This is a genomic window from Bradyrhizobium sp. ORS 285, assembly GCF_900176205.1.
Taxonomy (GTDB): Bacteria; Pseudomonadota; Alphaproteobacteria; order Rhizobiales; family Xanthobacteraceae; genus Bradyrhizobium.
In genome coordinates this window covers 2,849,839-2,874,562 of the sequence record NZ_LT859959.1, presented here as the reverse complement: position 1 = coordinate 2,874,562, position 24,724 = coordinate 2,849,839, and the positions used below count along the sequence as shown (strand labels likewise).

22 protein-coding genes are annotated in these 24,724 nt (G+C 65.0%); 12 read left to right on the top strand and 10 right to left on the bottom strand.

The window, feature by feature from the left end:
• Window positions 1–36: 36 nt before the first annotated feature.
• Window positions 37–1,179: a patatin-like phospholipase family protein gene (locus tag BRAD285_RS12995; RefSeq protein WP_006612594.1), complete on the top strand. Its 1,143-nt coding sequence runs from the start codon at window positions 37–39 to the stop codon at window positions 1,177–1,179.
• A 95-nt stretch (window positions 1,180–1,274) separates the two neighbouring features.
• Here BRAD285_RS12995 and BRAD285_RS12990 read toward each other — a convergent pair whose 3' ends face one another.
• Genes BRAD285_RS12990 through BRAD285_RS12975 form a run of 4 tightly spaced genes read right to left on the bottom strand, consistent with a single transcriptional unit; the run spans window position 1,275 to window position 3,794 of the window.
• The gene (locus BRAD285_RS12990; RefSeq protein ID WP_006612595.1) at window positions 1,275–1,781 is read right to left on the bottom strand and encodes a DoxX family protein; all 507 of its coding nucleotides are present in this window, start codon (window positions 1,779–1,781) and stop codon (window positions 1,275–1,277) included.
• On the bottom strand, window positions 1,778–2,560 hold the full coding sequence (locus BRAD285_RS12985; RefSeq protein WP_006612596.1) for a DNA-binding domain-containing protein: 783 nt from the start codon (window positions 2,558–2,560) through the stop codon (window positions 1,778–1,780). Before BRAD285_RS12985 ends, BRAD285_RS12990 begins: the two co-directional genes overlap by 4 nt.
• The gene (locus BRAD285_RS12980; RefSeq protein ID WP_172889766.1) at window positions 2,550–3,455 is read right to left on the bottom strand and encodes a DUF692 domain-containing protein; all 906 of its coding nucleotides are present in this window, start codon (window positions 3,453–3,455) and stop codon (window positions 2,550–2,552) included. Before BRAD285_RS12980 ends, BRAD285_RS12985 begins: the two co-directional genes overlap by 11 nt.
• Before the next feature lie 33 nt (window positions 3,456–3,488).
• Window positions 3,489–3,794, bottom strand: a complete 306-nt coding sequence (locus BRAD285_RS12975; RefSeq protein ID WP_006612598.1) for a DUF2282 domain-containing protein — start codon at window positions 3,792–3,794, stop codon at window positions 3,489–3,491.
• Window positions 3,795–4,184: 390 nt separating this feature from the next.
• Here BRAD285_RS12975 and BRAD285_RS12970 point away from each other — a divergent pair, with 390 nt between their 5' ends.
• The 10 genes from BRAD285_RS12970 to BRAD285_RS12920 all read left to right on the top strand — a co-directional run bounded on the left by BRAD285_RS12970 (window position 4,185) and on the right by BRAD285_RS12920 (window position 16,560).
• The gene (locus tag BRAD285_RS12970; RefSeq protein ID WP_006612599.1) at window positions 4,185–6,206 is read left to right on the top strand and encodes an adenylate/guanylate cyclase domain-containing protein; all 2,022 of its coding nucleotides are present in this window, start codon (window positions 4,185–4,187) and stop codon (window positions 6,204–6,206) included.
• A gap of 431 nt (window positions 6,207–6,637) precedes the next feature.
• Complete coding sequence (locus BRAD285_RS12960) at window positions 6,638–7,903, top strand: sodium:proton antiporter (RefSeq protein WP_035646895.1); 1,266 nt, start codon at window positions 6,638–6,640, stop codon at window positions 7,901–7,903.
• 318 nt (window positions 7,904–8,221) lie between these two features.
• Window positions 8,222–10,117: a PQQ-dependent dehydrogenase, methanol/ethanol family gene (locus BRAD285_RS12955; protein WP_006612603.1), complete on the top strand. Its 1,896-nt coding sequence runs from the start codon at window positions 8,222–8,224 to the stop codon at window positions 10,115–10,117.
• The gene (locus tag BRAD285_RS12950) at window positions 10,101–10,937 is read left to right on the top strand and encodes a substrate-binding domain-containing protein (protein WP_035646897.1); all 837 of its coding nucleotides are present in this window, start codon (window positions 10,101–10,103) and stop codon (window positions 10,935–10,937) included. Before BRAD285_RS12955 ends, BRAD285_RS12950 begins: the two co-directional genes overlap by 17 nt.
• Window positions 10,937–11,542, top strand: coding sequence for a c-type cytochrome (locus BRAD285_RS12945; protein ID WP_006612605.1), 606 nt, complete (start codon window positions 10,937–10,939; stop codon window positions 11,540–11,542). Before BRAD285_RS12950 ends, BRAD285_RS12945 begins: the two co-directional genes overlap by 1 nt.
• 77 nt (window positions 11,543–11,619) lie before the next feature.
• Window positions 11,620–12,615: a cytochrome c oxidase subunit II gene (coxB, locus tag BRAD285_RS12940; protein WP_244422239.1), complete on the top strand. Its 996-nt coding sequence runs from the start codon at window positions 11,620–11,622 to the stop codon at window positions 12,613–12,615.
• An 11-nt stretch (window positions 12,616–12,626) separates the two neighbouring features.
• Window positions 12,627–14,564 carry a cbb3-type cytochrome c oxidase subunit I gene (locus tag BRAD285_RS12935; protein WP_006612607.1) on the top strand — a complete coding sequence of 646 codons (1,938 nt, stop codon included), beginning with the start codon at window positions 12,627–12,629 and terminating at the stop codon, window positions 14,562–14,564.
• A 1-nt stretch (window position 14,565) separates the two neighbouring features.
• The gene (locus tag BRAD285_RS12930; protein ID WP_035646899.1) at window positions 14,566–15,177 is read left to right on the top strand and encodes a cytochrome c oxidase subunit 3; all 612 of its coding nucleotides are present in this window, start codon (window positions 14,566–14,568) and stop codon (window positions 15,175–15,177) included.
• Window positions 15,170–15,610, top strand: a complete 441-nt coding sequence (locus BRAD285_RS12925; RefSeq protein WP_006612609.1) for a hypothetical protein — start codon at window positions 15,170–15,172, stop codon at window positions 15,608–15,610. Before BRAD285_RS12930 ends, BRAD285_RS12925 begins: the two co-directional genes overlap by 8 nt.
• Before the next feature lie 92 nt (window positions 15,611–15,702).
• Complete coding sequence (locus BRAD285_RS12920) at window positions 15,703–16,560, top strand: cytochrome c oxidase assembly protein (RefSeq protein WP_244422241.1); 858 nt, start codon at window positions 15,703–15,705, stop codon at window positions 16,558–16,560.
• 299 nt (window positions 16,561–16,859) lie between these two features.
• Here BRAD285_RS12920 and BRAD285_RS12910 read toward each other — a convergent pair whose 3' ends face one another.
• Genes BRAD285_RS12910 through BRAD285_RS12900 form a run of 3 tightly spaced genes read right to left on the bottom strand, consistent with a single transcriptional unit; the run spans window position 16,860 to window position 18,955 of the window.
• A complete protein-coding gene (locus BRAD285_RS12910; protein ID WP_006612611.1) occupies window positions 16,860–17,576 on the bottom strand; it encodes an SDR family oxidoreductase in 717 nt (238 codons plus the stop codon).
• Window positions 17,577–17,624: 48 nt separating this feature from the next.
• The gene (locus tag BRAD285_RS12905) at window positions 17,625–18,299 is read right to left on the bottom strand and encodes a peroxiredoxin-like family protein (protein ID WP_006612612.1); all 675 of its coding nucleotides are present in this window, start codon (window positions 18,297–18,299) and stop codon (window positions 17,625–17,627) included.
• A gap of 35 nt (window positions 18,300–18,334) precedes the next feature.
• Window positions 18,335–18,955, bottom strand: a complete 621-nt coding sequence (locus BRAD285_RS12900) for a glutathione S-transferase family protein (protein WP_006612613.1) — start codon at window positions 18,953–18,955, stop codon at window positions 18,335–18,337.
• A gap of 217 nt (window positions 18,956–19,172) precedes the next feature.
• Here BRAD285_RS12900 and BRAD285_RS12895 point away from each other — a divergent pair, with 217 nt between their 5' ends.
• Complete coding sequence (locus BRAD285_RS12895) at window positions 19,173–20,051, top strand: LysR family transcriptional regulator (RefSeq protein WP_371507570.1); 879 nt, start codon at window positions 19,173–19,175, stop codon at window positions 20,049–20,051.
• Between the two features lie 94 nt (window positions 20,052–20,145).
• On the opposite strand, the gene BRAD285_RS12890 is transcribed toward BRAD285_RS12895, so the two are convergent.
• The 3 genes from BRAD285_RS12890 to BRAD285_RS12880 form a co-directional block, all read right to left on the bottom strand.
• Window positions 20,146–21,363: a zinc-dependent alcohol dehydrogenase gene (locus tag BRAD285_RS12890; protein ID WP_006612615.1), complete on the bottom strand. Its 1,218-nt coding sequence runs from the start codon at window positions 21,361–21,363 to the stop codon at window positions 20,146–20,148.
• 71 nt (window positions 21,364–21,434) lie between these two features.
• Complete coding sequence (locus tag BRAD285_RS12885) at window positions 21,435–23,705, bottom strand: xanthine dehydrogenase family protein molybdopterin-binding subunit (protein ID WP_006612616.1); 2,271 nt, start codon at window positions 23,703–23,705, stop codon at window positions 21,435–21,437.
• Window positions 23,702–24,721 (bottom strand): xanthine dehydrogenase family protein subunit M, encoded by a 1,020-nt coding sequence (locus BRAD285_RS12880; RefSeq protein ID WP_006612617.1) that lies wholly within the window; start codon window positions 24,719–24,721, stop codon window positions 23,702–23,704. Before BRAD285_RS12880 ends, BRAD285_RS12885 begins: the two co-directional genes overlap by 4 nt.
• Between the last annotated feature and the right edge of the window lie 3 nt (window positions 24,722–24,724).

Here is a 24,724-nt window from a genome sequence, read left to right as displayed (position 1 = left end):
GCCAGGACCACCAACAAACAAGCGAGGGAGCTGCACATGAAGGCCATGGAGACCGCAAAGGCAAGTGATGACAAACCGGGACAGATCGTGCTGGTGCTGCAGGGCGGCGGCGCGCTTGGGTCCTACCAGGCCGGCGTCTATCAGGCGCTGCATGAAGCCGGGATCGAGCCGGACTGGATCATCGGCACCTCGATCGGCGCCATCAATGCCAGCCTGATCGCCGGCAACACAGCGGACCAGCGGCTACCGCGGCTGCGGCAGTTCTGGAAGCGGATGGAGCAGAATCCGGTCTGGACCCTGCGCACAGCCTTCCCTGGATTCAACGAGCGCCTCACTTATTGGTCGACGATCACCAACGGGATCCCCGGATTCTTTCGTCCGAACCCGTTTGCCCATGCCGGCTATTCCTATCCGCTCGGGCCCGACAATGCCGGCTTCTACTCGACGACGCCGCTGGAAGAGATGCTGAACGCGCTGGTCGACTTTGATCTGCTCAACCGCTGCGCACCTCGACTCACCGTCGGCGCTGCGCATGTGCGAACCAGCCAGATGCGCTATTTCGACAGCCGCGACGGCAAGCTGACGGTCAAACACGTCATGGCCTCGGGGGCGCTGCCCCCGGCCTTCCCGGCGGTTCGCATCGACGGTGAGCTGTACTGGGACGGCGGCATTCTCTCTAACACACCGACTGAAGCGGTCTTCGATGACAAGCCGCGTCGTAATTCTCTGATCTTCGCCGTCCACCTGTGGAATCCGCTGGGTGCGGAGCCGACGACGATGGCCGAGGTGCTGAACCGCCACAAGGACGTGCAATACTCCAGCCGGATCGTCAGCCAGATCGCGCGCCAGCAGCAGGCTCATCGGCTCCGCCAAGTCATCAATGAGCTGGCGGCGCGCCTGCCGGAGAACGAACGCAACGATCCGGCCGTCCGGGAGCTCGTCAGCTATGGCTGTTCGACGCGGATGCACGTGGTGCGTCTGCTTGCGCCGCAGCTCGACCATGAGACCCATACCAAGGACATCGACTTCAGCCCGTCCGGCATCATGCAGCGCTGGGATGCAGGCTACGCGCATACGCGATCCGTGCTGCAGCGGAAGCCATGGGTCGGCGAGTTCGATGCGCTCTCTGGCGTGATCCTGCACGAACACATGGTTGAGATGCCGATCGCGGCGGAGTGAAAATCCGCCGCAAGCCCTCGAGAAGGCAACGAGCAAAGCCATGCCCGCTCGGAATTGGCTTCGAGGCGCAGCTCTCATCTTGAGACGCCGCGCTATCAGGTCCGGCTTCGCCAGGCGCAGATGAGGTGATCGAGCGACACACGTCCGCCGCCATGCGCGATCAGCGCCAGCGCCATCGCCGCCCAGGTGATATGCAGCGGCCAGCCATCGGGCACGGTGAGCTCGACGATCGCGGTCATGAACAACAGACCAAGTGCCGCGAACCGCGTGCCCAGACCGAGCACCAGCAGCATCGGAAACGTGACCTCGCCGCAGCCGGACATGAAGGCCATGACGCCGGCGGCCGGAAAATGATACGGGCCGCCGGGCAGATGCAGCATGAACTCGTCGCTGAACAGCGTCACCGCGGTGTCGCTCAGCTTGAGGAAGCCATCCCACTTCAGGATCCCGGATCGCCAGAACGGCACGGCAAGCGCGACTCGCAGCGCCAGTTGCGCCAGCGATGGCGGCGCGATCATCTGCACGATCTGGCTCGCTTTGTCGGCGAGCGCGCCGAGCGGTGGAAGATTCGAACTGGCTGCGATGCGCTGCTCTGCACTCATTGGGCGGGTCCCGACGTGACTGAGGTGAAGGCGCCGGACTCGATCAGGCCGGCGATGTTGGTGGCGATGTCGAACTGCGGTTCGGCGTCCAGAGCGCTCGCGGCCGCTTCGCCGAGCGGCTGGCCTTCGATGAGGCTAGCGACGAAAAGCGCGCCGCCGGGCGGCAGCCGCCGCACCTCGACGTCGAACTCCGGGCGGACGACGAGCGCGTCCTCGGCAGCCGACGCATCGATGCGCCCTGTCGGCTGGTCGGTCCGGTTCGCGGCAAAGATCGTGACGGCCGCAAAGCGCGAGCGGACGAGACGGGTGGAGGGATGCGGAATGAACACGGCTTCCGCGAGCCGCTCAGGCGGGATCGTCGACAGGGCTGCGGGCGCCAAGGACGCGGCGTCGGCGGCGTGGTAGGCGTCCAGCCACGCCCGCTCGATGCGCGCGACGTCGGCGAGCCACGGCAGCTCCGCGGCATGAGGATAAGCCGCAATGAACTCCGCAAAGCCGTGGCCATACGCAAACAGCAGCGGGGACGTCGGCGGCGTTTGCCGCAGATGACTGCGCGCCATCTCCCGAAAGAACTCCTCGCCCGTGATCCGCTGCACCGCCGGATAGATCGCGGCGAGCGCGTTGACGAGGCTCACCGTGATGTTGTTGCGGTAGACGTCGTAACGGCGGCCCGCCGGTCTACCGCCCGGTCCGGCGACTTCCACCGGGACTGCCGCGCCCGGCGCGAGCAGGCCTGCGGCAAACGAAGCTGCGAAGTTGGTGGGCTCGTCAGGCTGCATGGCGCGCCCTCTCGGCCGCTCGATCGAGAATGCGCTGAGCTGCGGTCGCCTCCGCCTTCAAGACGTGCCATTCCGGAATCTTGCTGTCCCACTCGACCAGCGTCGGCAGCGGTCCGCAACGGGCGATCAAAATCTCGAACAGCTTCCAGACCGCATCCGCCACCGGTCCGTCATGGCTGTCGATCAGCAGCACATCGCCGTCCTCGCCGCACTGCTCGGCATGCCCCGCCAAGTGGATCTCGCCAACCCGCTCCAGCGGGAAGTCGTTCAGATAGTCCCGCGCCGCGAAGCCGTGATTAGTCGCCGAGACGAAGACGTTGTTGACGTCGAGCAGCAGCCCGCAGCCGGTCCGCTGCGCGACGCTGCGGAGGAAATCGGTTTCGCTGATCGTGGAATTGCGGAAGGTGACGTAGGTCGCCGGATTCTCCAACATGATCGGCCGCCGGATCGCCTCCTGGACTTCGTCGATATGCTCGCAGACCCGCGCCAGCGTGGCCGAGGTATAGGGGAGCGGCAGCAGGTCGTTGAAGAAGCTGATGGCGTGGGTGGACCAGGCCAGATGTTCGGACACCAGCGTCGGCTGGTAGCGTGCAACGAGGGCCCGAAACCGGGCGAGATGGTCGCGATCGACAGGCGCCGGGCCCCCGATCGACATGCAGACGCCGTGCAGCGACAGCGCATGGTCGCGCCGGATACGCTCCAGCGCGCGATGCGGCGGACCACCGGCGCCCATGTAGTTCTCGGCGTGAACCTCGAAGAAGCCGCGCTGCGGCGGCTCCGCGAGAATGGCCGGGAGATGCTCATGCTTGAAGCAGGTACCTGCCACACCCCCGACAGGTGGAGGGAAGCGAAGGGGCATGGGCTCTGGAGCCCGCAACGAGATCAGATCCTTCATCACTTCCCCCCTCGCCTCCCGTTGTCCACCGGCTCAGATCGGCTTGAGCGATCCTTTCTTGCCGTTCGGCAGCTCGATATTGGCGCAGGTACCGCCGGCCACGAACTTCCAGGCGTTACCCTGGTAGTCGGTCGTGGACGTCCCCTGGCAGGTCGTGCCGGGGCCGGCGGCGCAGTCGTTCTGGCCCTTCAGGGCGACGCCGAAGCATTTCTCCTTCTTGGCGGCGACGGCGGCGTCGACCTCGGCCTTGGTGAGGGGGCCGGCGGCGGCGAGCGTGGCGAGCGCGGTGGAGACGGCTCCCGCGAGCGCGAGCGAGGTGATGGTGGTCTTGGTCGACATTCGATTCTCCTCTCGGTTTGCTTCGCCCACACCGGCGAATTCGCACTGTCTCCTTCGGATCGATGAGGATCGCCGTTAGCAGCGATCGTGATCACAGATCCGTGAGACAGTCGTCCTGCGCGCAAATCATGCTGCGCCGAGGGGAATTAGCCTCGTCCTGCCGCGCGAATGCCAATGCCCAGCGGCTATGACGGCATTAGCCCTTCGGCATTGGCCTCTCCGTCGGCGGCCTGCGACACTGAACGTAACCATCACAGCCGCCTGCACGTAAGACGATCAGGCATGGGAGGCGGCCAAGGGAAGCAGATGGTGATCCCACACGCGCAACATCGGAACGCGAGCTCCGCCTCGTACGGCATTACCGTCAGTATTCGCGTGGTGGTCTCGGCGATGGTGCTGGCTGCCATCCTTCTGACTGCGGTCACATCCAGCCTCGTCTGGTGGCGGACGGCCGATGCCTCCAGCCGTCAGCTGGCATCGACCATCAACGACCAGATCGTCGCTGCCGTCCGCAAGGAGGTCGCATCCATCGTCGACCAGGCGCACGCTGCGCACACCGCGATCCGCACCTTGTTTCTGCAGAACGTGCTGGAGACCCGCGAGGCAGATAAGCGCGAGTTCGTCTTCCTCTCGCAGCTGCAGTCGCATCCGACCATTTCCTGGGCCGCCTTCGGCTGGCCGGACGGCTCGTTCTTCGCTGCCCACAAGCTCGGAGATCGCCGGCTCGAGATGATGGAGATCTCGCTGACCGATCATGCGGGCGAGCGCCGCATCGACGAATATGACGTCGTGCCCGGTGACATCGAGTTCGCCAGCCGGCGGTTCGTACCGACCGGCTTTCGCGTCACGGATCAGGCCTGGTACAAAGCTGCAATCGCAGCCGACGGGCCGGACTGGTTCAAAATGGCCGAGCATCCGACGGGAGCGAGCGCGGCGATTGCGTTCGCTGGCCCCATCGATGTCTACCAGGAACGGCAGGGCGTGCTCGCGATCATCATCGAGTATACGCGGCTGTCGCGCTTCCTGGCCCAACTCGAGGTCGGTCGCACCGGTGCTGCCTTCATCTTCGACGGCAGCGGCGCGCTGGTGGCGTCGCCCGACGCCAACGCCGACGAAATTAATCCGGCAAGGGGCGAGCAGCCGGCGCTGTTGCCAGTTGCGCAGCGGGCGGTCGCAATGGCGATCGACCAGAAGATGGACGAGGCTTGGCGCAGCCGCCTCACCGATGTCGCCGATGCCTACGAGACCACGGTGACGCCGCTGCCGTTCCCGGGCTGGCGCCTCGTGACGGTGATCCCCGAGGCCGAGTTTCTCGGTCCCGTGCAGGCCACCCTGCACCGGCTGATCGTCATGCTCGTGGCAGGGGCTGCGCTGGCCGCACTCGCTTCGGCGATCCTGGTGCGCTCGATGATCGCCGTCCCGCTCGCGCGCGTCGTCGGCGAGTTGCGTCACGTCGAGGCCTTCGCGCTGGAATCGGTGCGCCGCCATCCATCGCGGCTGCGCGAGATCGGCAGCCTGTCCGGGGCCATCGCCGAGATGGCTTCGGGCCTCTCCGCATTCCGCAAGTTCATTCCGACCGATCTGGTCCGCGGACTGCTGCGCCAGGGCGTCGAGGCGAAGCCCGGCGGAACGCTGCAGGAGCTCACCGTGATGTTCATCGACATCGCCGGTTTCACCGGCCTGTCGGAGCGCATGGGCGACGGCATCGTCGGGCTGCTGTCGCGCTACCTCGACCTGGTCTCCGAAGTCGTCGTCGCGCATGGCGGAACGATCGACAAATTCATCGGCGACGCCGTGATGGCCTTCTGGGGCGCACCACAGCCCCAGGCGGACCACGCATTGCGCTGCTGCCTCGCCGCGCTCGCCTGTCAGCGCGCCATCGACGAGGCCGATCTCGTCGACGATCTCGGACAAAAGCTGAGAATCCGGATCGGGATCAACACCGGACGCATGCTGGTCGGCAATATCGGCTCCGAGCTGCGGCTGAACTACACGGTGATCGGCGATGCCGTGAACGTCGCCAGCCGGCTGGAGGGCGCCAACAAGGCCTATGGCACGACGGTGCTGATCGGAGAAGCGACGGCGCGAAACGCCGGCTCCTCGATCATCGTTCGCGAGGTCGACCGCATCGGCGTGTATGGCCGCGAACAGGGACTGGCGGTCTACGAATTGATCACGCACGTGGCCGGTGCCGCAACCGGACCACGTCCATCCTGGATCGACGACTATGAACGTGCGTTGGCCTGCTACAGGCACAGGAACTTTCCCGACGCTGCCGCCGGCTTTGCGCGTGTGCTGCTCGACCGCCCTCACGACGGACCGGCAGCCCTGATGCTGGAGCGCAGCAAGCGCATGTTGGCCGATGCTGCCGACCGCACCTGGCAACCGGTCGCGACGCTGACCTCGAAGTGAGCACGGTCTCATAAGATTTCTATTCTACGGGCCAATAACAACGTGTGCCGCTGCTCCAAGCTTCAGCAGGCGATCTCCGCGTCGAGCGACAGCATCCCGAGCGCCGTCCTGAACGCGGCCTCGCGGACCTCGGCGGCAAGCGCCGCGTCGGGGATCGTCCGGGCCAGCACCACGCCGCTCGTGCACGGGACCGCTCGTAGAGCCGATTATCGCCTGCAGCAGATCCCGGTAAGCCGTCCGAACCTGCGGCTCGGCCTTCGCGATGTCCGACGTCCCTGAGAGTGGAACGAACCATCTCGCGCGGGCTTTGCGTGAGAAGATAGCGCGGTCGGTTCGCCATCAGGCGCGGCAGATTGCGCTCCGTCCTGGTCTGCCGTCGTTCGTCAGAGCAGCCGCGCATCGCGGCGCCACCCCAGAGGAGCGAGAGTGAGTTGGCGTTTTCCCTTCTAGACGTGAGCGCAATCCTGCTGGCGCTCTCGGCACTGTTCGGCTGGCTGAATCAGAAATACAGCCCGTTGCCACATTCGATCGGCCTCCTCCTCATGAGCGTCGTGGTCTCCGGCATTCTGGTGGCAATCGATGTGGCATCGCCATCCCACCACCTGTTCGCACCATTGACGAATGCGCTGCTGCAGATCGACTTCACCTCGGTCGTGATGAACGGGATGCTGGGCTTTCTGCTATTCGCCGGCTCCCTGCATGTCGATCTGCAAAAGCTCAAACGCCGGGCGATCCCGGTTCTCACGCTTGCGCTGTTTGGCACGGGCATCTCGACCTTGGTGGTCGGTTTCGGCTTCTACGGGGCTTGCACGGCCATCGGCCTGCCGATCTCGCTCGCCTGGTGCCTGGTGTTTGGCGCCCTGATCAGCCCTACTGATCCGGTGGCGGTTATGAGCACGCTCAAGAACATCAGCGTTCCGCCGGACCTCGAGATCGAGATGCAGGGAGAATCGCTGTTCAACGACGGCGTCGGCATCGTTCTGTTCACCATCCTGCTCCGCTACGCCACGGGCAGCGGAGATGTCGGTCCCGTCGATATCGGCGAGATGCTGCTGCTCGAAGCGGGTGGCGGCATTCTCCTGGGTCTTGCCGGCGGCTACATCGCCTACCGGGCCATGCATGCGATCGACGATTACGCGATCGAGGTTCTGGTGTCTCTGGCGCTCGTCACCTCCGTGTATGCGGCTGCCCTGCGGCTTCATTGCAGCGCGCCGCTTGCCGTGGTCGCAGCCGGATTGCTGATTGGAGATCGTGGCCCGCGATATGCCATGAGCGAGCAGACCCAGCGCTATCTGTTCGGACTTTGGACGCTGATTGACGAGATCCTGAATTCCGTACTCTTCCTGTTGATCGGTCTCGAGGTCCTTCTGCTGCGCTTTGGCGCGCTTGCATTGCTGGGCGCCGCGACGGCCATTCCCCTCGTGCTGCTCGGCCGGCTGATCGCAGTCAGCCTTCCGCTCCTGTTCCTTGCCCGCACCAAGCTCGTCTCGGCCCACAACATCCCGTTCCTGACCTGGGCCGGCGTGCGCGGCGGCATCTCCGTGGCCCTGGCGCTGTCGCTACCGGAAGACCCGGCCAAGGCGCCGATTCTCGCCGCGACCTATGCAGTCGTCGTGTTCAGCGTCATCGTTCAGGGATCTACGCTCGGTCTCGTTGCCAGGCGAACGTTATCTCTGCCGGCCCGGGCGACCCGCTAAGAAATTCTACCCTGCCCTCTTCGAGCGCAGCATTCTCGATCGTGCCGAGACCTTTGCGTTCTGCTGTTTTCAGATCATTCGCAGCATCAGCTCGCTCGCCTTGCTGATCGTGGAGCAGTATGTCGCCAAACCAAGTTGGCGCAATCAGCGACTGAGGTACTCAGGCAGACGGTTCGTAGATATCATATCCATCGCGGCAGACCAGCAAGCCTTCTGCATCAATTGAGACGTCTGCCTGCGATTTTTAGGAACGGTCTTCGTTCGCATTGTTTGTACGTCGCGGCGCGCCGATGAGGCGTACACGGAGACCGGTAACCTATGTTAGCTCCCGTGTTTCGTACCGCAAAAATTGCGGTGATCTTCGGCCTCGCGACATGGCTCCCGGCGGTCGTCGCCCAGCAGAGCGACCTCGAACACCGCATGCAGGATCCGGCGCAATGGCCGATGCCGGCACGGGACTACGCCAACACCCGCTATAGTCCACTCGACCAGATCAACACCAGCAATGCCGGACAGCTGCAGCTCGCCTGGACGTTTTCGGTCGGGGTCGACCGCGGCCAGGAGGCTGCGCCAATCGTCATCGACAACACGATGTATGTCGTCGGCCCCTATGACGGTCCTTATCCCAACCGCGTGTTCGCAATCGATGCGACGACGGGCGAGTTGAAATGGTCCTACGCGCCAAGGCCTGAACCCGCCGCGAAGGGCGTCGCCTGCTGCGACGTCGTCAATCGCGGCCTCGCCTTCGACAACGGCAAGGTCTTCCTCAACACCCTCGACGACAACACCGTCGCAATCGATGCCAACACCGGCAAGGAGATCTGGCACACCAAGCTCGGCGAGATCAACAAGGGCGAGACCATCACGATGGCGCCCATTGTTGCGAAGGGCAAGGTGATCGTCGGCAACAGCGGCGGCGAGCTCGGCGTTCGCGGCTGGGTCACCGCGCTGGACGAGAACACCGGCGCGATCGCCTGGCGCGCCTATGCAACCGGACCTGACAAGGACGTCCTGATCGGCGACGACTTCAAGCCGTTCTACGACAGCTTCAAAGGCAAGGATCTCGGCGTCACCAGCTGGCCGGCAGACCGCTGGCGCACCGGCGGCGGCACGATGTGGGGCTGGGTGTCGTTCGATCCCGCGCTCAACATGATCTTCTTCGGCACGGCCAATCCGTCGCCGTGGAACGCGAACCAGCGCAAGGGCGACAATCTCTGGAGCTCGACGATCTTCGGCCGCGACGTCGATACCGGACAGGCCAAATGGGCCTATCAGGTCAATCCGCATGATCTGTTCGATCATGACGAGATCAACGAGAACGTGCTGGTCGATCTCGACATCGGCGGCAAGACGCGGAAGGCGTTGATCCATCCCGGCCGCAACGGCTACATGTATGTGATGGACCGCACCACCGGCGAGGTGATATCGGCCGACGCCTATGAGTTCATCAACGCCTACAAGGGCGTCGACCTCAAGACCGGCCGCATCATCCCGAACGAGGAGAAGACGCCGGTCCTTGGCAAAAATATCGAGAACATCTGCCCGACCGCTCCTGGCGCCAAGGACTGGCAGCCCACCGCATGGTCACCGCGGACAAAACTGCTCTACGTGCCGCACCAGCATCTGTGCATGAATTTCAGGGCGAGCGAGGTCGGCTACATCGCCGGCACGCCTTTCGTCGGAGCCGACGTCGACATGTTCGCTGGCCCCGGCGGCTATCGCGGCGAGTTCATGGCCTGGGATCCCGTCGCCCGCAAGAAGGTGTGGGAGATTCACGAGAAACTGCCGGTGTGGGCCGGCACGTTGGTGACCGCCGGCGACGTCACCTTCTACGCCACCATGGACCGGATGTTCAAAGCCGTGAACGCAAAAACCGGCGAGGTGCTCTGGCAATTCCGCGCCGGCTCCGGCTTCATCGGTCAGCCGGTGACCTATCGCGGCAGCGACGGCCAGCAATATGTCGCGATCCTTTCCGGCGTCGGCGGCTGGCCCGGCGTCGTCGCCAATGCCGAGGTCGATCCGCGCGTGCGCAACGGCGCACTCGGCTTCACTGGCGCGACGCAGGATCTGCCGTTCTATACGGCTGGCGGCAGCGAGCTCCTGGTGTTCAAGCTCGGCAACGCCACGCAGCACGCCAATCAGCAAGCACCGACACAGACCACGCAGCCTGCCGGTGGAACGGATCAGGAGAAGACCGATGCGCCGGCTCGCTGATATCGCCCTGCTCGCGCTGCTCGGCATCGCCATCCCCGCTCATGCAGAGGAGCCGGTGTATGCGCCGTCGCTGCGCGTCTGCGCCGATCCCAACAACCTGCCATTCTCGAACCAGGCCGGCGAGGGTTTTGAGAACAAACTCGCGCAGATGGTGGCCAAGACGCTCGGCTGGAGCGTGACCTACACCTGGTGGGCGCAGCGACGCGGCTTCGTCAGGAAGACCCTCAAGGCCGGATTGTGCGACATCGTCATGGGCGTTCCCGCGCACTACGATCTGGTCGAGACGACCAGGCCTTACTACCGCTCGACCTATGTCTTCGTTTCGCGCGCCGACCGTCATCTCGAACTCGCCTCGTTGGAAGATCCACGGCTGCGTACGCTCACGATCGGCGTGCACCTGATCGGCGACGACGGCAACAACCCGCCCCCGGCACATGCGCTGGGCCAGGAAGGGATCATCGACAACGTCAGGGGGTATCCGATCTATGGAGACTACCGGGAGCCCAACCCGCCGGCGCGGTTGATCGACGCCGTGACCAGTGGCGGCATCGATGTCGCCGCAGCCTGGGGACCGCTTGCGGGCTATTTCGCGAAGCAATCGTCCGTGCCGCTCGCGATCACGCCGATCGACGACGACGGCCGCTTCGCGCCGCTGCGCTTCCGCTTCGCCATCGCCATGGGCGTCAGGAAGGGCGACGACGCACTGCGCGACCGGCTCAACGCGTTCATCGACGGCAACAAGGCCGCGATCACCGCGCTGCTGACGAGCTATGGCGTGCCGTTGGTGGACCCAGTGCAGACAGTCTCGGGAGGACATTGATGCGCCTTGCCTCCGGACTCTCAGTCGCCGTCCTGATCACCGCGATCGGCTTGCAGCTGCCCCAGGCCGCGGCGGCGCCCCCGACGGATGCACCCGGCCCCGGCGTCGGGGCGGAGATCGCCGGCGGCCGGGCAACTACGCTGATGCAGACGCCGGTGAGCCATCTCTCTCCGGGCAACCTCTCGGCCGCTCCCGCGCTGAAGAATCCCGCCGCAGGCGATCCGCAATCCGCCACGCGCGGCATGACCGCCTTCATCAGCATGAATTGCGTCGGCTGCCACGCGCCCAATGGCGGCGGCGGCATGGGACCGGCGCTGAGCAACAAGATCTTCATTTACGGGTCCAGCCCCGCGAACATCTATCTCTCGATCTATCAGGGCCGTCCCAATGGGATGCCGGCCTGGGGCGCGACGCTTCCCGACTCCATGATCTGGGACCTGGTCAGCTATATCGGCCAGATCAGCAACGAGCCGACGACCCAATGGGGCCGCACCTTCTCGGCCACGCCATTGTCGCCGGCCATCGAGCAGGTCCCGGCCGAAAAGGGGCTGACGCCCGATCCTTGGGCGACCACCACGGCGTTCAAGCAAGGCCAGAAGCCTTGAGGGACATCGGCCACCATACGCGTCAGGCCTGCGCAGGCGCGCACCGCGGCTTCTCGGGCGGCGTCCGGCTCGTCATAATGGCATGCGCCACCCTGGCCCCCGTGGCGGCGCACGCCGAAACGCCGCTGGACTATTGGTGGACCCACGGATCGCGCGCGCAATCGATATCCCATTTGCTGTGGTTCTCGACCACGGTCTCGATCCTGGTAATTGTCATCGTCAGCGCCCTGCTGCTCGGCGGCATTTTCCGCCGTCGCGGCGCGCCGCAGCCGCAACTCCCGGGGCAGGCTGCGGTGGAGCGGCCCCATGGCGGCGCCTCATGGATCACCATCGGCGTGGGCATCTCCACTGTCGTGCTGGTGTTCACCACGGTCTGGACCTTCGCGACGCTGGCGCACACCGGTCCGCAGCCGGGCCCCGCCTCAGTTCGGTTGCAGATCACGGCGCATCAATGGTGGTGGGAGGTGCGCTACCTCTCCGACACGCCCTCGGAGGAATTCACCACAGCGAACGAGATCCATATCCCCGTTGGCCAGGTCGTGGAGGTCAAGCTGCGCGGGCCTGACGTGATCCATTCGTTCTGGGTACCGAAGCTCGCCGGCAAGACCGATGTCATTCCCGGCCAGGAGAACCAGACCTGGCTGCAGGCCGATCGCGAAGGCGTCTATCGCGGCCAATGCGGCGAATATTGCGGCCAGCAGCACGCGCATATGGCGTTCGACGTGATCGCCTCGCCACCCGAGGCCTACGCGCAATGGCGGCAGCAGCAACTGCAGCCGGCGCATGCGACCAACGCGCCGAATCCGCAGACCGGCGAAGGTCTGTTCACGACACGCTGCGGTATCTGCCACACCGTGCGGGGCACCGCTACCGGCGGCATTCTCGGCCCCGACCTCACGCATGTCATGAGCCGACGCGCCATCGCGGCCGACACCTTGCCCAACAACACCGGCAATCTCGCCGCCTGGATCGCCGATCCGCAGCACATCAAGCCCGGCAACAAGATGCCGCGGCTGGCGCTGTCGGGCGAACAGCTCACGCTGATCCGGCAATATGTCGAGACGCTGAAATAGGGGAGCCGCCGATGACCGCCGCGGAATATGATCGCGTACCCCGACTTGCGGTGCGCGACTATGCCTCGCCTCTGGCCGAGAAGCTGCACCGCCTCTGGGAGACCAAGCCCGGCGTGATCGGCTGGCTTTCCTCGGTCGATCACAAGGAGATCGGGCTGCGCTACATCGTGACCGCCTTCATCTTCCTGATCGTCGGCGGCATCGAGGCGCTCATCTTTCGTATTCAGCTCGCCCAGCCAAATCTGACCCTGCTGACACCCGAGCAGTACAACGAGCTGTTCACGATGCACGGCGCCACCATGATCCTGTGGTACGCCTTCCCGATCCTGACCGGCTTCAGCGTCTATCTGCAGCCGCTGGTCATCGGCACCCGTGACATGGCGATGCCGAGACTCAACGCCTTCACCTATTGGCTGTTCGTGCTGTCGGGCATCTACCTCTATGTCGGCTTTGCGCTCGGCGCGGCGCCGAACGACGGCTGGTTCAACTACGTGCCCTACGCGTCCAAGACGTTCAATCCCGGGCTCAATATCGATTTCTATGCGCTGTCCAACATCCTGCTCGGTATCTCCACCACCTTGGGCTCGCTGAACTTCGTCGTCACCATCCTGCACATGCGCGCACCCGGCATGTCGATCAATCGGATGCCGATCCTGAGCTGGGGCACGCTCACGATCTCGGTCGGCAATCTCTTTGCGATGCCGAGCGTCACGCTGGCGTTCTTCCTGTTGTACTTGGACCGCCAATTCGGCACGCATTTCTACCAGCAGCCGACCGGACAGCCGCTGCTGTGGCAGCATCTGTTCTGGATGTGGGGCCACCCGTGGGTCTACGTGATCGTCTTGCCGGCCATCAGCATGGTCTCGGACGCGCTGCCGGTGCTGTGCCGACGGCCGCTGGTCGGCTACACCGCGGTGGCGTTGGCCACCGTGCTCACCATGGTGCTCGGCTTCGGCGTCTGGCTGCACCATATGTTCGCGACCGGCCTGCCGGGGCTCGCGCTCGGCTTCTTCAGCGCCGTGTCGATCATCATCGTCATTCCGAGCGCGGTCTCGGCCTTTTCCTGGCTCGCCACGATCTGGACCGGACAGCCGACCCTCAACACCGCCTTCCACTTCTTCGCTGGCTTCATCGTCGTCTTCGTGATCGGCGGCGTTTCCGGCTTCATGACCGGCTCGGTGCCGGTCGACTGGCAGCTCACCGACACCTATTTCGTCGTCGCCCACATCCACTACGTGCTGATCGGCTGGAATCTGTTTGCGGTGATGGGCGCGAGCTATTTCTGGTTTCCCAAGGTCTCCGGCAAGCTGCTCGACGAGCGGCTCGGGCGCTGGAACTTCTGGTTCATGTTCATCGGCTTCAATGTCGGTTTTTTCCCGATGCACATCTCCGGACTGCTCGGCATGCCCCGGCGGATCTACACCTTCCCGGAGGGCATGGGCCTGGACTGGCTGAACCTGATCACCACAATCGGTGCCTACGTGTTCGCCTTTGGCTTCCTGCTGTTCCTCATCAACATCGTGCGCAGCCTGCGCCGCGGCCAGGACGCCGGTCCTAATCCGTGGGATGCGGCAACGTTGGAATGGACCACGCCGTCCCCGCCGCCGCCTTACAATTACGTCGTCCTGCCGACGCTCGCGACCCGCGAACCGCTGTGGGAGACGAGGCTGCAAGAGTCGCCGTTTCACTCTGATCTCGGCAAAGGCCCGCCGCTCGACCACGGCAAGGAGGCGCTGGCGACCTCGACGCTCGACGGCCAGCCGGAGGCGATCCTGCGCATGCCCGAGGATTCACTGATGCCGCTGCTACTGGCCCTGGCGCTCACGACGATGTTCGCCGGCCTGATCGTAAAGCTGTGGTGGCTGGTGATCGCCTCCTTCCTGCTCGGTCTCCTGGTCCAGCTGATCTGGCTGTGGCCGCGCGCGCAGCTTGCCGAGCGGAGACTGTGAGATGACCATCGTCGCCATCCCACGCACTGAGCTTCCGATCGGCAGTCTCACGCCTCGAACCGCCGGCTGGTGGGGCATGATCGCCGGCATCGTCACGGAAGCCTCGCTATTCGCCTACCTGCTGTTCTGCTACTTCTACTTCACGATCCAGCCGCGCGGCGAGATGTGGCCGGCGGAGATGCCGAGCTTCAAACTCGCCGGGCCCAACACTGCGATCCTGCTGATCAGCAGCGTGGCGGTCTGGTATGGCGAGCGCGGCGGTCGGCAGGGCTCGCGCCTGAAGCAGGCTTTGGGCCTCGGAACCGGATTCGTGCTCGGCGTCATCTTCGTGGCCATCCAGGTGCTGGAATGGAAGGCCAAATCCTTCTCGTTCAATTCCGGCCCCTATGGCTCGCTGTTCTTCGTCATCACCGGCTTCCACATGGGCCATGTCGTGCTCGGCCTGCTGATGCTGCTTCCGCTCACCATCTGGTCGATGCTCGGCTATTTCGGGCCAGGCCGGGAAGCGCCGATCTCGATCGGCGCGATCTACTGGCACTTCGTCGATGCCGTGTGGCTGACCGTGTTCTTCAGCCTCTACATCACGCCATATCTGGGCCTGAGCCATGGCTGACGTCGAAACCGCCGTCCATCAGGGACATCCCGCACCCCACCGCCATCGCTTCGGCCTTGGCTGGCTCCTGTTCGCATTGTTTGCGCCGCCTATCGGCTGGTCGTTGCACCTCATCTCGAACTACGCACTTGCGAGCCATAATTGTTATCCGATCGACGTGCCGAAATCACCGGTCAGCCCCGGCCTGCTTTGGACCGGGCTGATCGCGATCGATGTCGTCAGCCTGGCGCTGTCGGCTGCCTCCGGCCTCATCGCCTACAGCGCGTGGCGGGCGAGCCGAGAGGAGATGGCGGAGAATCGCTCACACATGATCGAGGCCGGCGAAGGGCGCACGCGCTTCCTCGCGGTCTGGGGGCTGCTGACCAGCGGCCTGTTCTTCATCACCGTCGCCTCCGACTCGGCGAGCCTCTGGATCCTCAGATCATGCAGCTGAGCGTAACCCGTCGGCTGCCATATGCCGTGCTCACCCTCCCTGGCGCAGCCGCAGCCCACGGCATCGTGCCCGCGCCGGGCTCCGCTGAGGCCGTGTTCGGCCACGGCTGGCCGCTCGAGGCGCCGACGATCGTCCCACTGGCGCTGGCGACCGGCTTGTACGCGTTCGGCGTGAGCCGGGCCGTCCGCGAGAACCGGACCGAGCTGATCTCGATCCGGCGAACGCTGGCCTTCACGGCTGGGATGCTCGTCCTTCTGATCGCCCTGGACTCGCCGCTCGACACGATGAGCGAGGACCTGTTCTCGGCGCACATGGTACAGCATCTGCTGCTGATGCTGGCTGCACCTCCGCTCCTGATCGCGAGCGACTGCCTCGGCATTTTCCTGCGCGGCGTCCCGGCACCGGGCCGCAAGCGCATCGTGCGGTTCTGGCATGGCGCCCGACTCGGCCTTGCCTCCGACGCTTTGATGCATCCACTGCTGGTGTTCATCCTGTTCAACGCCGGCTTCGTGTTCTGGCACGCCCCCGGTCCTTATCGATGGGCACTCCAGAACGACGCCATCCACATCCTCGAGCATCTCAGTTTCTTTATCAGTGCGCTGATGTTCTGGTCAGTGGTGTTGCCCGCGCCGGGCCATGCGCGGCGGCTGGCCCATGGTCCGGCGTTGCTGCTGATCGTGGCAACTGCGGTGCTGAGCGGCCTGCCTGGCGCACTGATGATATTCGCGCCACGGCCGCTCTATCCCGTCCATGCCGAGGGCGTGATGAAATGGGGTCTCAACCTGATGCAGGACCAGCAGCTCGCCGGGCTCATCATGTGGATCCCAGCCGGGAGTTCCTACGTGCTTGCGGCAGCGCTGGTCTTCCTTGGCTGGCTCAACGAGGCCGAGACGCGCGCGTCCCGGTCGGCGCGCCGCGCGGCTGCAGTGCAACGTCTGACATCGAGGTGACGGCACCATGAGCGAGCTACGCCAGATCGCAGCACGCGCGAGGCGACGGCTTCGAAACTGCGGGTTCACGCAGCAACATGCGCTCTTTGTCGGACAGGCGCTGTTCGCGCTGGGCTGGTCGCTCGTTTGGGCCAACGGTCTTGCACTCGTGACATTCGTGCCGATAGGGACCGGCCCGATTTTGATGGCCGCGGGACTGACCTGCCTCTCGATCCAGCGCCGAGCACGACCGGCGCGCCCGCCCGCACCGACGCTCATCCCACGACCGATGCCGCCATGCTGATGCGTCCCTCCAAGTACTAGAACGCGGCTTTCCCAATCGAAGCCCCGCCGTCGACGTGGATCGTCTGGCCGGTGATGAATGCGGCTCCGTCGGACAGCAGGAACGCGATCGCCGCGGCGATCTCGTCCGGCTGCCCGAAGCGACGCATCGGGACGCCGGAGAGATAGCGGCGCTCGCCTTCGCTGCCCGGCGGGTTGTTGGTGCGGAACAGCTCCGTCTCGGTCGGCCCGGGCGAGACCGCGTTGACGGTGATGCCCGTGGTCGCAAGCTCGAGCGCCCAGCTGCGGCTGAAGCTCACCAGGGCGGCCTTGGCCGCGGCGTAAGCTGTGCGTTCGACCGAGCCGAGCACGGTGAGACTGGAGACGTTGACCACCCTGCCCCAGCCACGCTCCATCATCCCCGGGAGGAGAGCCTGCACCGTCTGCAGCGCCGGATGCAGGTTGACCCGCATCACCTCGTCCAGGACCGGCAGCTCGACGGTCCCGAGCCGTTGCGGCCGAACGAGGCCGACATTGTTGACGACCCCGTCGAAGCGGAAACGAGCCGTGAGCTCACGGAGCGCTGCGTCGGTCGCGCCCGTGTCGGCGAGGTCGACCGACACCAGCGTGCCTGGAAAGTCTTCTGCCGCTCCGCGCGCAAGACCGACGACGCGATGCCCGCCCCGAGTCAGACGATCGGCGAGTGCACGGCCGATGCCCTTGCTGGCACCGGTGATCAGGAAGGTACGAGACATTGAGATCCTCGCAAATTAGCTTCGTCGGCAGGGAGGCGGAGATGCAGATCAAACGGCCGCCGCGGCTGCGCGGCGAAGCGCGGGCAGCATGTCCTCGGGCTCGGGACGACGGGTGTAGTCCGGGTTCACCTCGGCGTAGAGGATCAGGCCGTCCGGTGCGATGACGTAACGGGCCGGCATGGGCAGCGTCCAGCTCGGGTCGCCATTGAAGGCCGGCAGATCGTTCTTGAGGCTCTTGTAGAGGTCAACGAGATAGTCGGGCAGCGCGAAGCGAAGTCCGAAGGCGGCGGCCACATCGTTGTGGGTGTCCGACAGGATCGGAAAGCCGAGCCCATTCTGGCGCACCGACTTTCGGCTGTTGGCCGCAGTCTGCGGCGAGATCGCGACCAGGCTCGCGCCGAGCTTCTCGAAGTCCGGCAGCGCTGCCTGGAGCGCCTGCAGCTCCATGTTGCAATAGGGGCACCAGACGCCACGATAGAAGCTCACGACCAGCGGGCCCTTGGCGAGCAGGTCCGAGGACGATACGACCTGGCCGTCCGGGTCTTTCAGCGCAAACGCCGGCGCATGGTCGCCTGCCTTGAGGGCGTGCGTCGCCGCACCGCTCGCGATCAGTTCGGCCGTGGCGCGGTGCATCGTCTCGATGACGGCCTGCGGCACTTGATAGGGTGGTTTGCCCGCTTCGAAATCGGCCTTGAAGGCATCGAGCTTGGACTGAAGCGTCATGATCTGTCTCCGTGGATCAGGGGTGAAAGGAAGCGTCAGGCAGCAGGAATGAGCGCGTTCACGCGCGCGACCGCGCGCTGGACAGCTGGCCGGCCCTCGACTTCGCCGTACCAACGCGCGACGTTGGGGGCCTGCTCGAGATCGACGCCAGCGAACTCGCGTCGCCACAGCCAGCCAAAATGAGCGATATCGGCAATCGTGAACTCGTGGCCGGCGGTGAAGGGCTGCTTAGCCAGAACGCCGTCGAGGATCAAAACTGTACGTCTTGCTTCGTTGGAGAAGCGCTCGATCGCGATCGGCTGCGGCTCGCCCGCGAGACGCTGAAAGAAGCCCGATTGGCCGAACGCCGGGCTCAAGCCCGAAGCGTGGAAGAACAGTTGCTCGAAAACGCGCGCCCTCCCCTCTCCCGAGGCCGGCAACAGGCGGCCGGTCTTCTCGGCGAGATACACCAAAATGGCGGCGGACTCGGTCAGGACGAAATTCCCGTCGACCAGCACCGGCACCTTGGCGTTTGCGTTCAGCGCGATGAAACCCTGCGCCTTCTGTTCGCCTTTGCGGATGTTCACGCCGTGCAGCGAATAGTCGAGCCCCAGCTCTTCCAGCGCGACCGGCACCTTGACACTGTTCGGCGTGGCGAAGGCATAGACGTCCAGCATGATCTCGTCCCCTCATGTGCGGCTGCGGCCGATGCCCAAGACCGAAGGACCTCAGTCGCGGTCCGCGTCAGCCAATTCGTTCGGTCTCTTACCTGGACCGCCTTCGGCCAGTCCGAAGGTCTGGAGACTTGATGCGCCTGTTCCGCTCGACAGGGCAGCGGGCCGTGAGCGATAACGGTTATTCCCAGGAGGAATGACGGTGGACAGGTATCAAGCGATGTCGACATTCGTGCGCGTGGTCGAAACCGGCTCCTTTTCGGCCGCCGCCCGTCACCTCAATGTCGGCCAGCCTGCCGTGTCCAAGACCATCGCCCAGCTCGAAGACCGGCTGCAGGTGAGCCTGCTGATCCGCTCAACGCACGGGCTGACCCCGACAGAAGCCGGGCAACGCTTCTATGAAGGGGCGAAGGCGGCCATCCAGGAAGCCGACGAGGCCGAGATTGCAGCACGCGGGGCGGGCGCGGGACTTTCCGGCTGCCTGCGCGTGTCCGCTGCCACGACGTTCGCACGCCTGCACATCGTGCCGCTGCTGCCGCGCTTTCTGGACCGTCATCCCGAGCTCGAAATCGATGTGACACTCGATGATCGCGTCATCGACCTGGTGGCCGAAGGGATCGATGTCTCGCTGCGCATGGGCGCGCTGGCCGATTCCTCGGCGATCGCACGCAAGCTGGCGACTGGCGGACGTTCGGTGCTGGCCACGCCGGCCTACCTCGCGCGCGCCGACGAGCCGCACAGTCCCGCGGATCTCGCGGAGCATGAGGCGGTGATCTACAGCCAACTTCCCAATGTCTGGTCATTCACCCGTGACGGCGCCGAAGCGTCGGTGTCCGTCCATGGGCGTATCAGGGTCAGCGCTGCGGAGGGGCTGCGGGCGGCTGTGCTCGCCGACATGGGCCTCACCATCGCGTCAGACTGGATGTTCAGCCCCGAGCTTGCCAGCGGCGCCGTGCGTCGCGTCTTGGCGGACTGGATGTTGCCGCCGCTGGATCTCTGGGCCGTCTTCCCCGCGGGCCGCATGGCCAGTGCCAAGGCGCGCGCATTTGCAAGCTTTGTCGAAAGCGCACTCGCCAACAGCGACACCGGCCCGGCATAGAGCCTCTGCCGACTGTCCGCCCGAGAAGAAGCGCGCCCCGAGCGTTCACTCGATCATGCCGCTGTCACAAGGCAGACCAACGCGACTCGGGCCGCTACGCCGCAACCGGCTTCAGCTCGACCTTGAGCCATCCAGGCTGACGCGCATCGAACGCTTCGTAGGCTGAGATCACCGATCCCATCGGCTCGGTCCTGGTCAGGATCTTGAGCGGATCGATCGCACCCGAGGCAATCAGGTCGAGCAGATGCGGAATGTATTTGCGATGATTGCAGTTGCCCATCTTGATCGTGAGGTTCTTGTTCATCGCCTCGCCGATCGGGAACTCGCGCTGCGTCGGCGGATAGACACCGATGATCGAGAGCGTCCCGGCCTTGGCGAGCGCCTGCACCGCCCAGTCCAACGCCTGGCCGGGCGCATCGCCCGGCTTGTACGCATGCGCATGCGTCTCGGCAGATTTCGGCTCCACGGCATGCGCGGCGGAGTCGAGCGCCGTCTCGAGGTCTTCCTGGACCGTCCCCGCATCATGGTGAGCATGTTCGGCGTCGACGCCGACGGCATCGATCGCGCGATCCACCCCGATGCCTCCTGTCATCTCGACGATCGTCTGGACCGGATCTTCGTTGTCGAAATTCACGATCTCGGCGCCTTGCTGCTGCGCCATCTCGAGCCGATCGGGATGGTGGTCGACGGCAATGATGCGGCCCGCGCCCATCAGCCGCGCGCTGGCGATCACGAATTGCCCGACCGGGCCGCAACCAAATACGGCGACCGTCGAGCCTTCATGGATATCTGCGAGATCGGCACCGAAATAGCCGGTTGGGAAGATGTCGGACACGAGGATCGCCTGATCGTCGGTGACATTCTCGGGAATCTTGACCATGCCGATGTGAGCGTAGGGAATCCGCGCCTTCTCGGCCTGTAGTCCGTTCCAGGGTCCGGTCGGTCCCGGGCCGCCAAAGAAGGCCGTCCCGGCCCGTTTGCCATGCGGATTGGCGTTGTCGCATTGCGCGAAATAGCCGGCGCGACAGTAAGAGCAGCTGCCGCAGGCGATGGTCGAGCCGATGACGACACGGTCGCCCGGCCGGAAGTTGCGGACCATGGGTCCGACCTGCTCGACGATCCCGACACCCTCGTGGCCGAGGATCGTACCGGGCTCCATGCCGGAAAACGAGCCGCGGACGAAGTGGAGATCGGTGCCGCAGATGGCCGAGGCCGTGAGCCGGACGATGGCATCGGTCGGCTGCTCGATCGTGGGATCGGTGACTTCCTCGAGCCGGATGTCGCCCTTGTCGTGATAGACTACCGCCTTCATGCCAGCTCTCCGTGTGCCCGAGACATTCCCCGGGCAACGGGAGTTCGAGGGCGCCGTTCCTATGCGCCACGCTACAGCAGATCTTCGATGCGGATCGGCAGCCGGCGAACACGCCGGCCAGTGGCGTGAAACACAGCGTTGGCAATCGCCGCATTCATGCCAACGATCCCGATCTCGCCAATGCCTTTGATTCCGAGCGGATTCACGTCGTCATCGCTTTCAGGCAGCATCAGCACATCGACCTTGCACACATCGGCATTCACCGGGATGAGATACTCGGCAATGTTGTTGTTGACGTAGCGCGCGGCGACGGGATCGATCTCCGTCTTCTCCTCCAGTGCGGCCCCGAGGCCCCAGATCATGCCGCCCATGAACTGGCTGTAGGCCGTCAACGGATTGACGATGGTCCCACAGGCGAAGGCGCCGACCATCCGCGGCACGCGGATCTCACAGGTGCGACGATGGACGCGCACCTCCACGAATTGCGCGCCGAACGCATAGGCGGTGACATCCTGGCGGCTATGGCCGCGCGACATTGGAGGCTGGCCGCTGTAGAGCTGAGCGAGTGCCTCGGGTTTGAGACCGGTGGGGATGTTCTCGGCATAAGCCTCGAGCGCGCCGGGGCTTAGCCGCTTCAAGGCGTCCGACAGCTGTTCGCTCGCCCCGCCTGGTCCGACCAGCCTGCCCTGCTGCAAGCGGAGGGCGCGCGGATCAGCCCCCGCGAACATCCCGCTATTGGTGGTTGTCGCAGCCCGGATGATCCGCTCGCTCAGCTCGTCACACGCCTTGCCGATCGCATGCGAAATCGTCGCCGTATGGCTGGAGCCAGCCGCAAGCGAAGCCGGTGGCAATCTCGTGTCGCCGAGGTCGACCTGCACATCCCCGACGTCCAACCCGAGCTTGTCAGCGGCAATGATCGCCGCGACCGTATAGGCGCCGGTGCCGATGTCATGCGCGGCAATCTCGACCCTGGCCTGCCCGTTTGGCCGCAACATGACGCGAGCGGCGGTCGCAGCGATGTTCGCTGGATAAGCCGCGCTGGCGCAGCCCCAGCCGACCAGCCAGTCGCCGTCCGCCATAGAGCGCGGCTTCGCCTCGCGCTTCGCCCAGCCAAAGCGCTCGGACGCCTCGTCAAAGCAGCGCAACAAGTGCCGACTCGAGAATGGCAGGCCGGTGACGGGGTCCCGCTCCGGCTCGTTGCGCCTCCTGAGTTCGATCGGATCGCACCCGATGCGATGGGCCAGCTCATCCATGGCGCATTCCAACGGGAACATGTAGGGCGTCTCTGGTGGAGCGCGCATGAAGCCGGGCGTGTTGCGGTCGGCGTGAACGACGTTGACCTTCGTCTTCACGTTCGGCGAAGCATACATCCGCGCGGTCGTCTCGTTACCGGAAACGTTGTAGTTGCTCGGCCGGCTGGTGACCTCCCAGCCCTCATGCCTGACCGCGTCAAGGATGCCATTCTTAGTGGCGGCGAGTTGGAGGTGGTGACGGGTTTCGGCACGGTAGGTTGCGATCGTAAAACCCTGGCCGCGGGTCGCGACCAGCTTCACGGGGCGGTTGATCCGTCGCGCGGCGATCGCGATCCATGCCGTGCGGGCCGTCGCCCCTCCCTTCGAGCCGAACGCGCCACCGATGAACTTCGAAATGACCCGGATCTGCTCGGGCGCGACGCCGATCTGCTGGGCCACGTTGCCGCGGAGCCCGTAGACGAACTGGCTCGGCTCCCAGATCGTGAGCTGGCCGTTGTCCCACGCGCATGTGGTCGTGAACAGCTCGATCGCGTTGTGGTGCTGGGTCGGCGTTTCGTACCACTCGTCGACGACGACCTCAGCCCTGGCGAGCGCGGCGTCCACATCGCCGACGTCATAGTCCTTGTGCTCCCCGGCCTCTCGAATATGCGCCTCGACGCCAGGACTGTCGAAGGTCGGGCTCGGCGACTCCTCGTCGTAATCGACACGGATCCTGCCTGCGGCCTCACGGGCGATCTCGAAGCTGTTGGCGACGACAACCGCGATGATCTGCCCGTCGTGCCAGATCCGGTTGTCCTGCAGCGTCGTCGTCGTGCCGCCGCCCGTCATCATCTTGGGCGGCTTGGCTTCGTGCCCGATGTTCTCGAAGGTCAAAATGTCGAGCACACCAGCGAGGCCGCGCGCCTCCTCCAGGTGAAAGCGCACGATATGGCCGCGCGCGATCCGGCTCGTCACAAGGTGGGCATAGGCCGCGTTGTGAAGAGGCTCGTCCGATGGGTATCGCGCATGCCCCGTGACTTTGGCGCGGCCGTCGATCCGGCGCGTGGCCGTACCAAGCGGTCCAGTTGGGATCTGTTCAGGACCGCTCATGCGCTCACCTCCAGCTGGGCTGTCTCCAGCAATGCACGCACGAGCGTGCGGCGGCCGAGCTCCGGCTTGAAACCGGTGTCGCTGTGGACGACGGCGCCGGCAAAGGCCGCCTCGGCAGCCTGCTGGGCAGCGCTCTCGTCCAGCACGCGTCCATTCAGCACGGTTTCGGCCTCGACGGCGCGCCACGGCCTGGCGACGAGCCCGCCAAGCCCGATCCGGGCCGAGCGGACGCGACCATCGGCGGCCAGATCGAGTGCCACGGCTGCAGACGCCAAGGCGAAATCATAGGAGGCGCGGTCTCGCACCTTCACGTAGCGCGATCGGCGGGTCCAGGGTCCGGCAGGAATGCGGATCGACGTGATCAGATCCGCCGGTTGCAGGTTGATCTCCAAGTGCGGCGTGTCGCCAGGGCTGCGATGCAAATCCTCGAACGCAATGGTCCGCGGCGCGGCGGCCGAATCGAGAATGTCCAGTTCAGCACCGAGCATCACCAATGCAATCGCGAAGTCACCCGGGTAGTTTGCGATGCAATGCTCGCTGACCCCGAGCACCGCGAGCCGGCGATTGACGCCTGTGATCGCCTGGCATCCCGAACCCGGTTCACGCTTGTTGCAGGCCCGCCAGCTCGTGTCCCGATAATATTGGCAGCGGGTCCGCTGCAGAACGTTGCCACCGAGCGACGCCATGTTGCGCAGCTGAGCGCTCGCGGCCAGCCGCAGCGCGTCCGCGATCACCGGGTAATCGCGGCGGATGATCGGGTGATCGGCGGCCTCCGCCATGCGCACCATCGCGCCCAGACGCAGTCCATCTTCATCACTCTCTATCGCGCCGAGATCGCTTCGCAGCTGCTTGAGGCTGACGAGCATTCGTGGTGTCAGAACCTCCAGCTTCATCAGGTCAAGAAGGTTGGTTCCACCCGCCAAATAGCGCGCGCCCGACTGCGCGCGGCTCGCGTCCTGACTCTTTCGAATGGCATCCGAAGGATTGCCTGCCGTCTGGAGCTCGAAAGGGCGCATCAG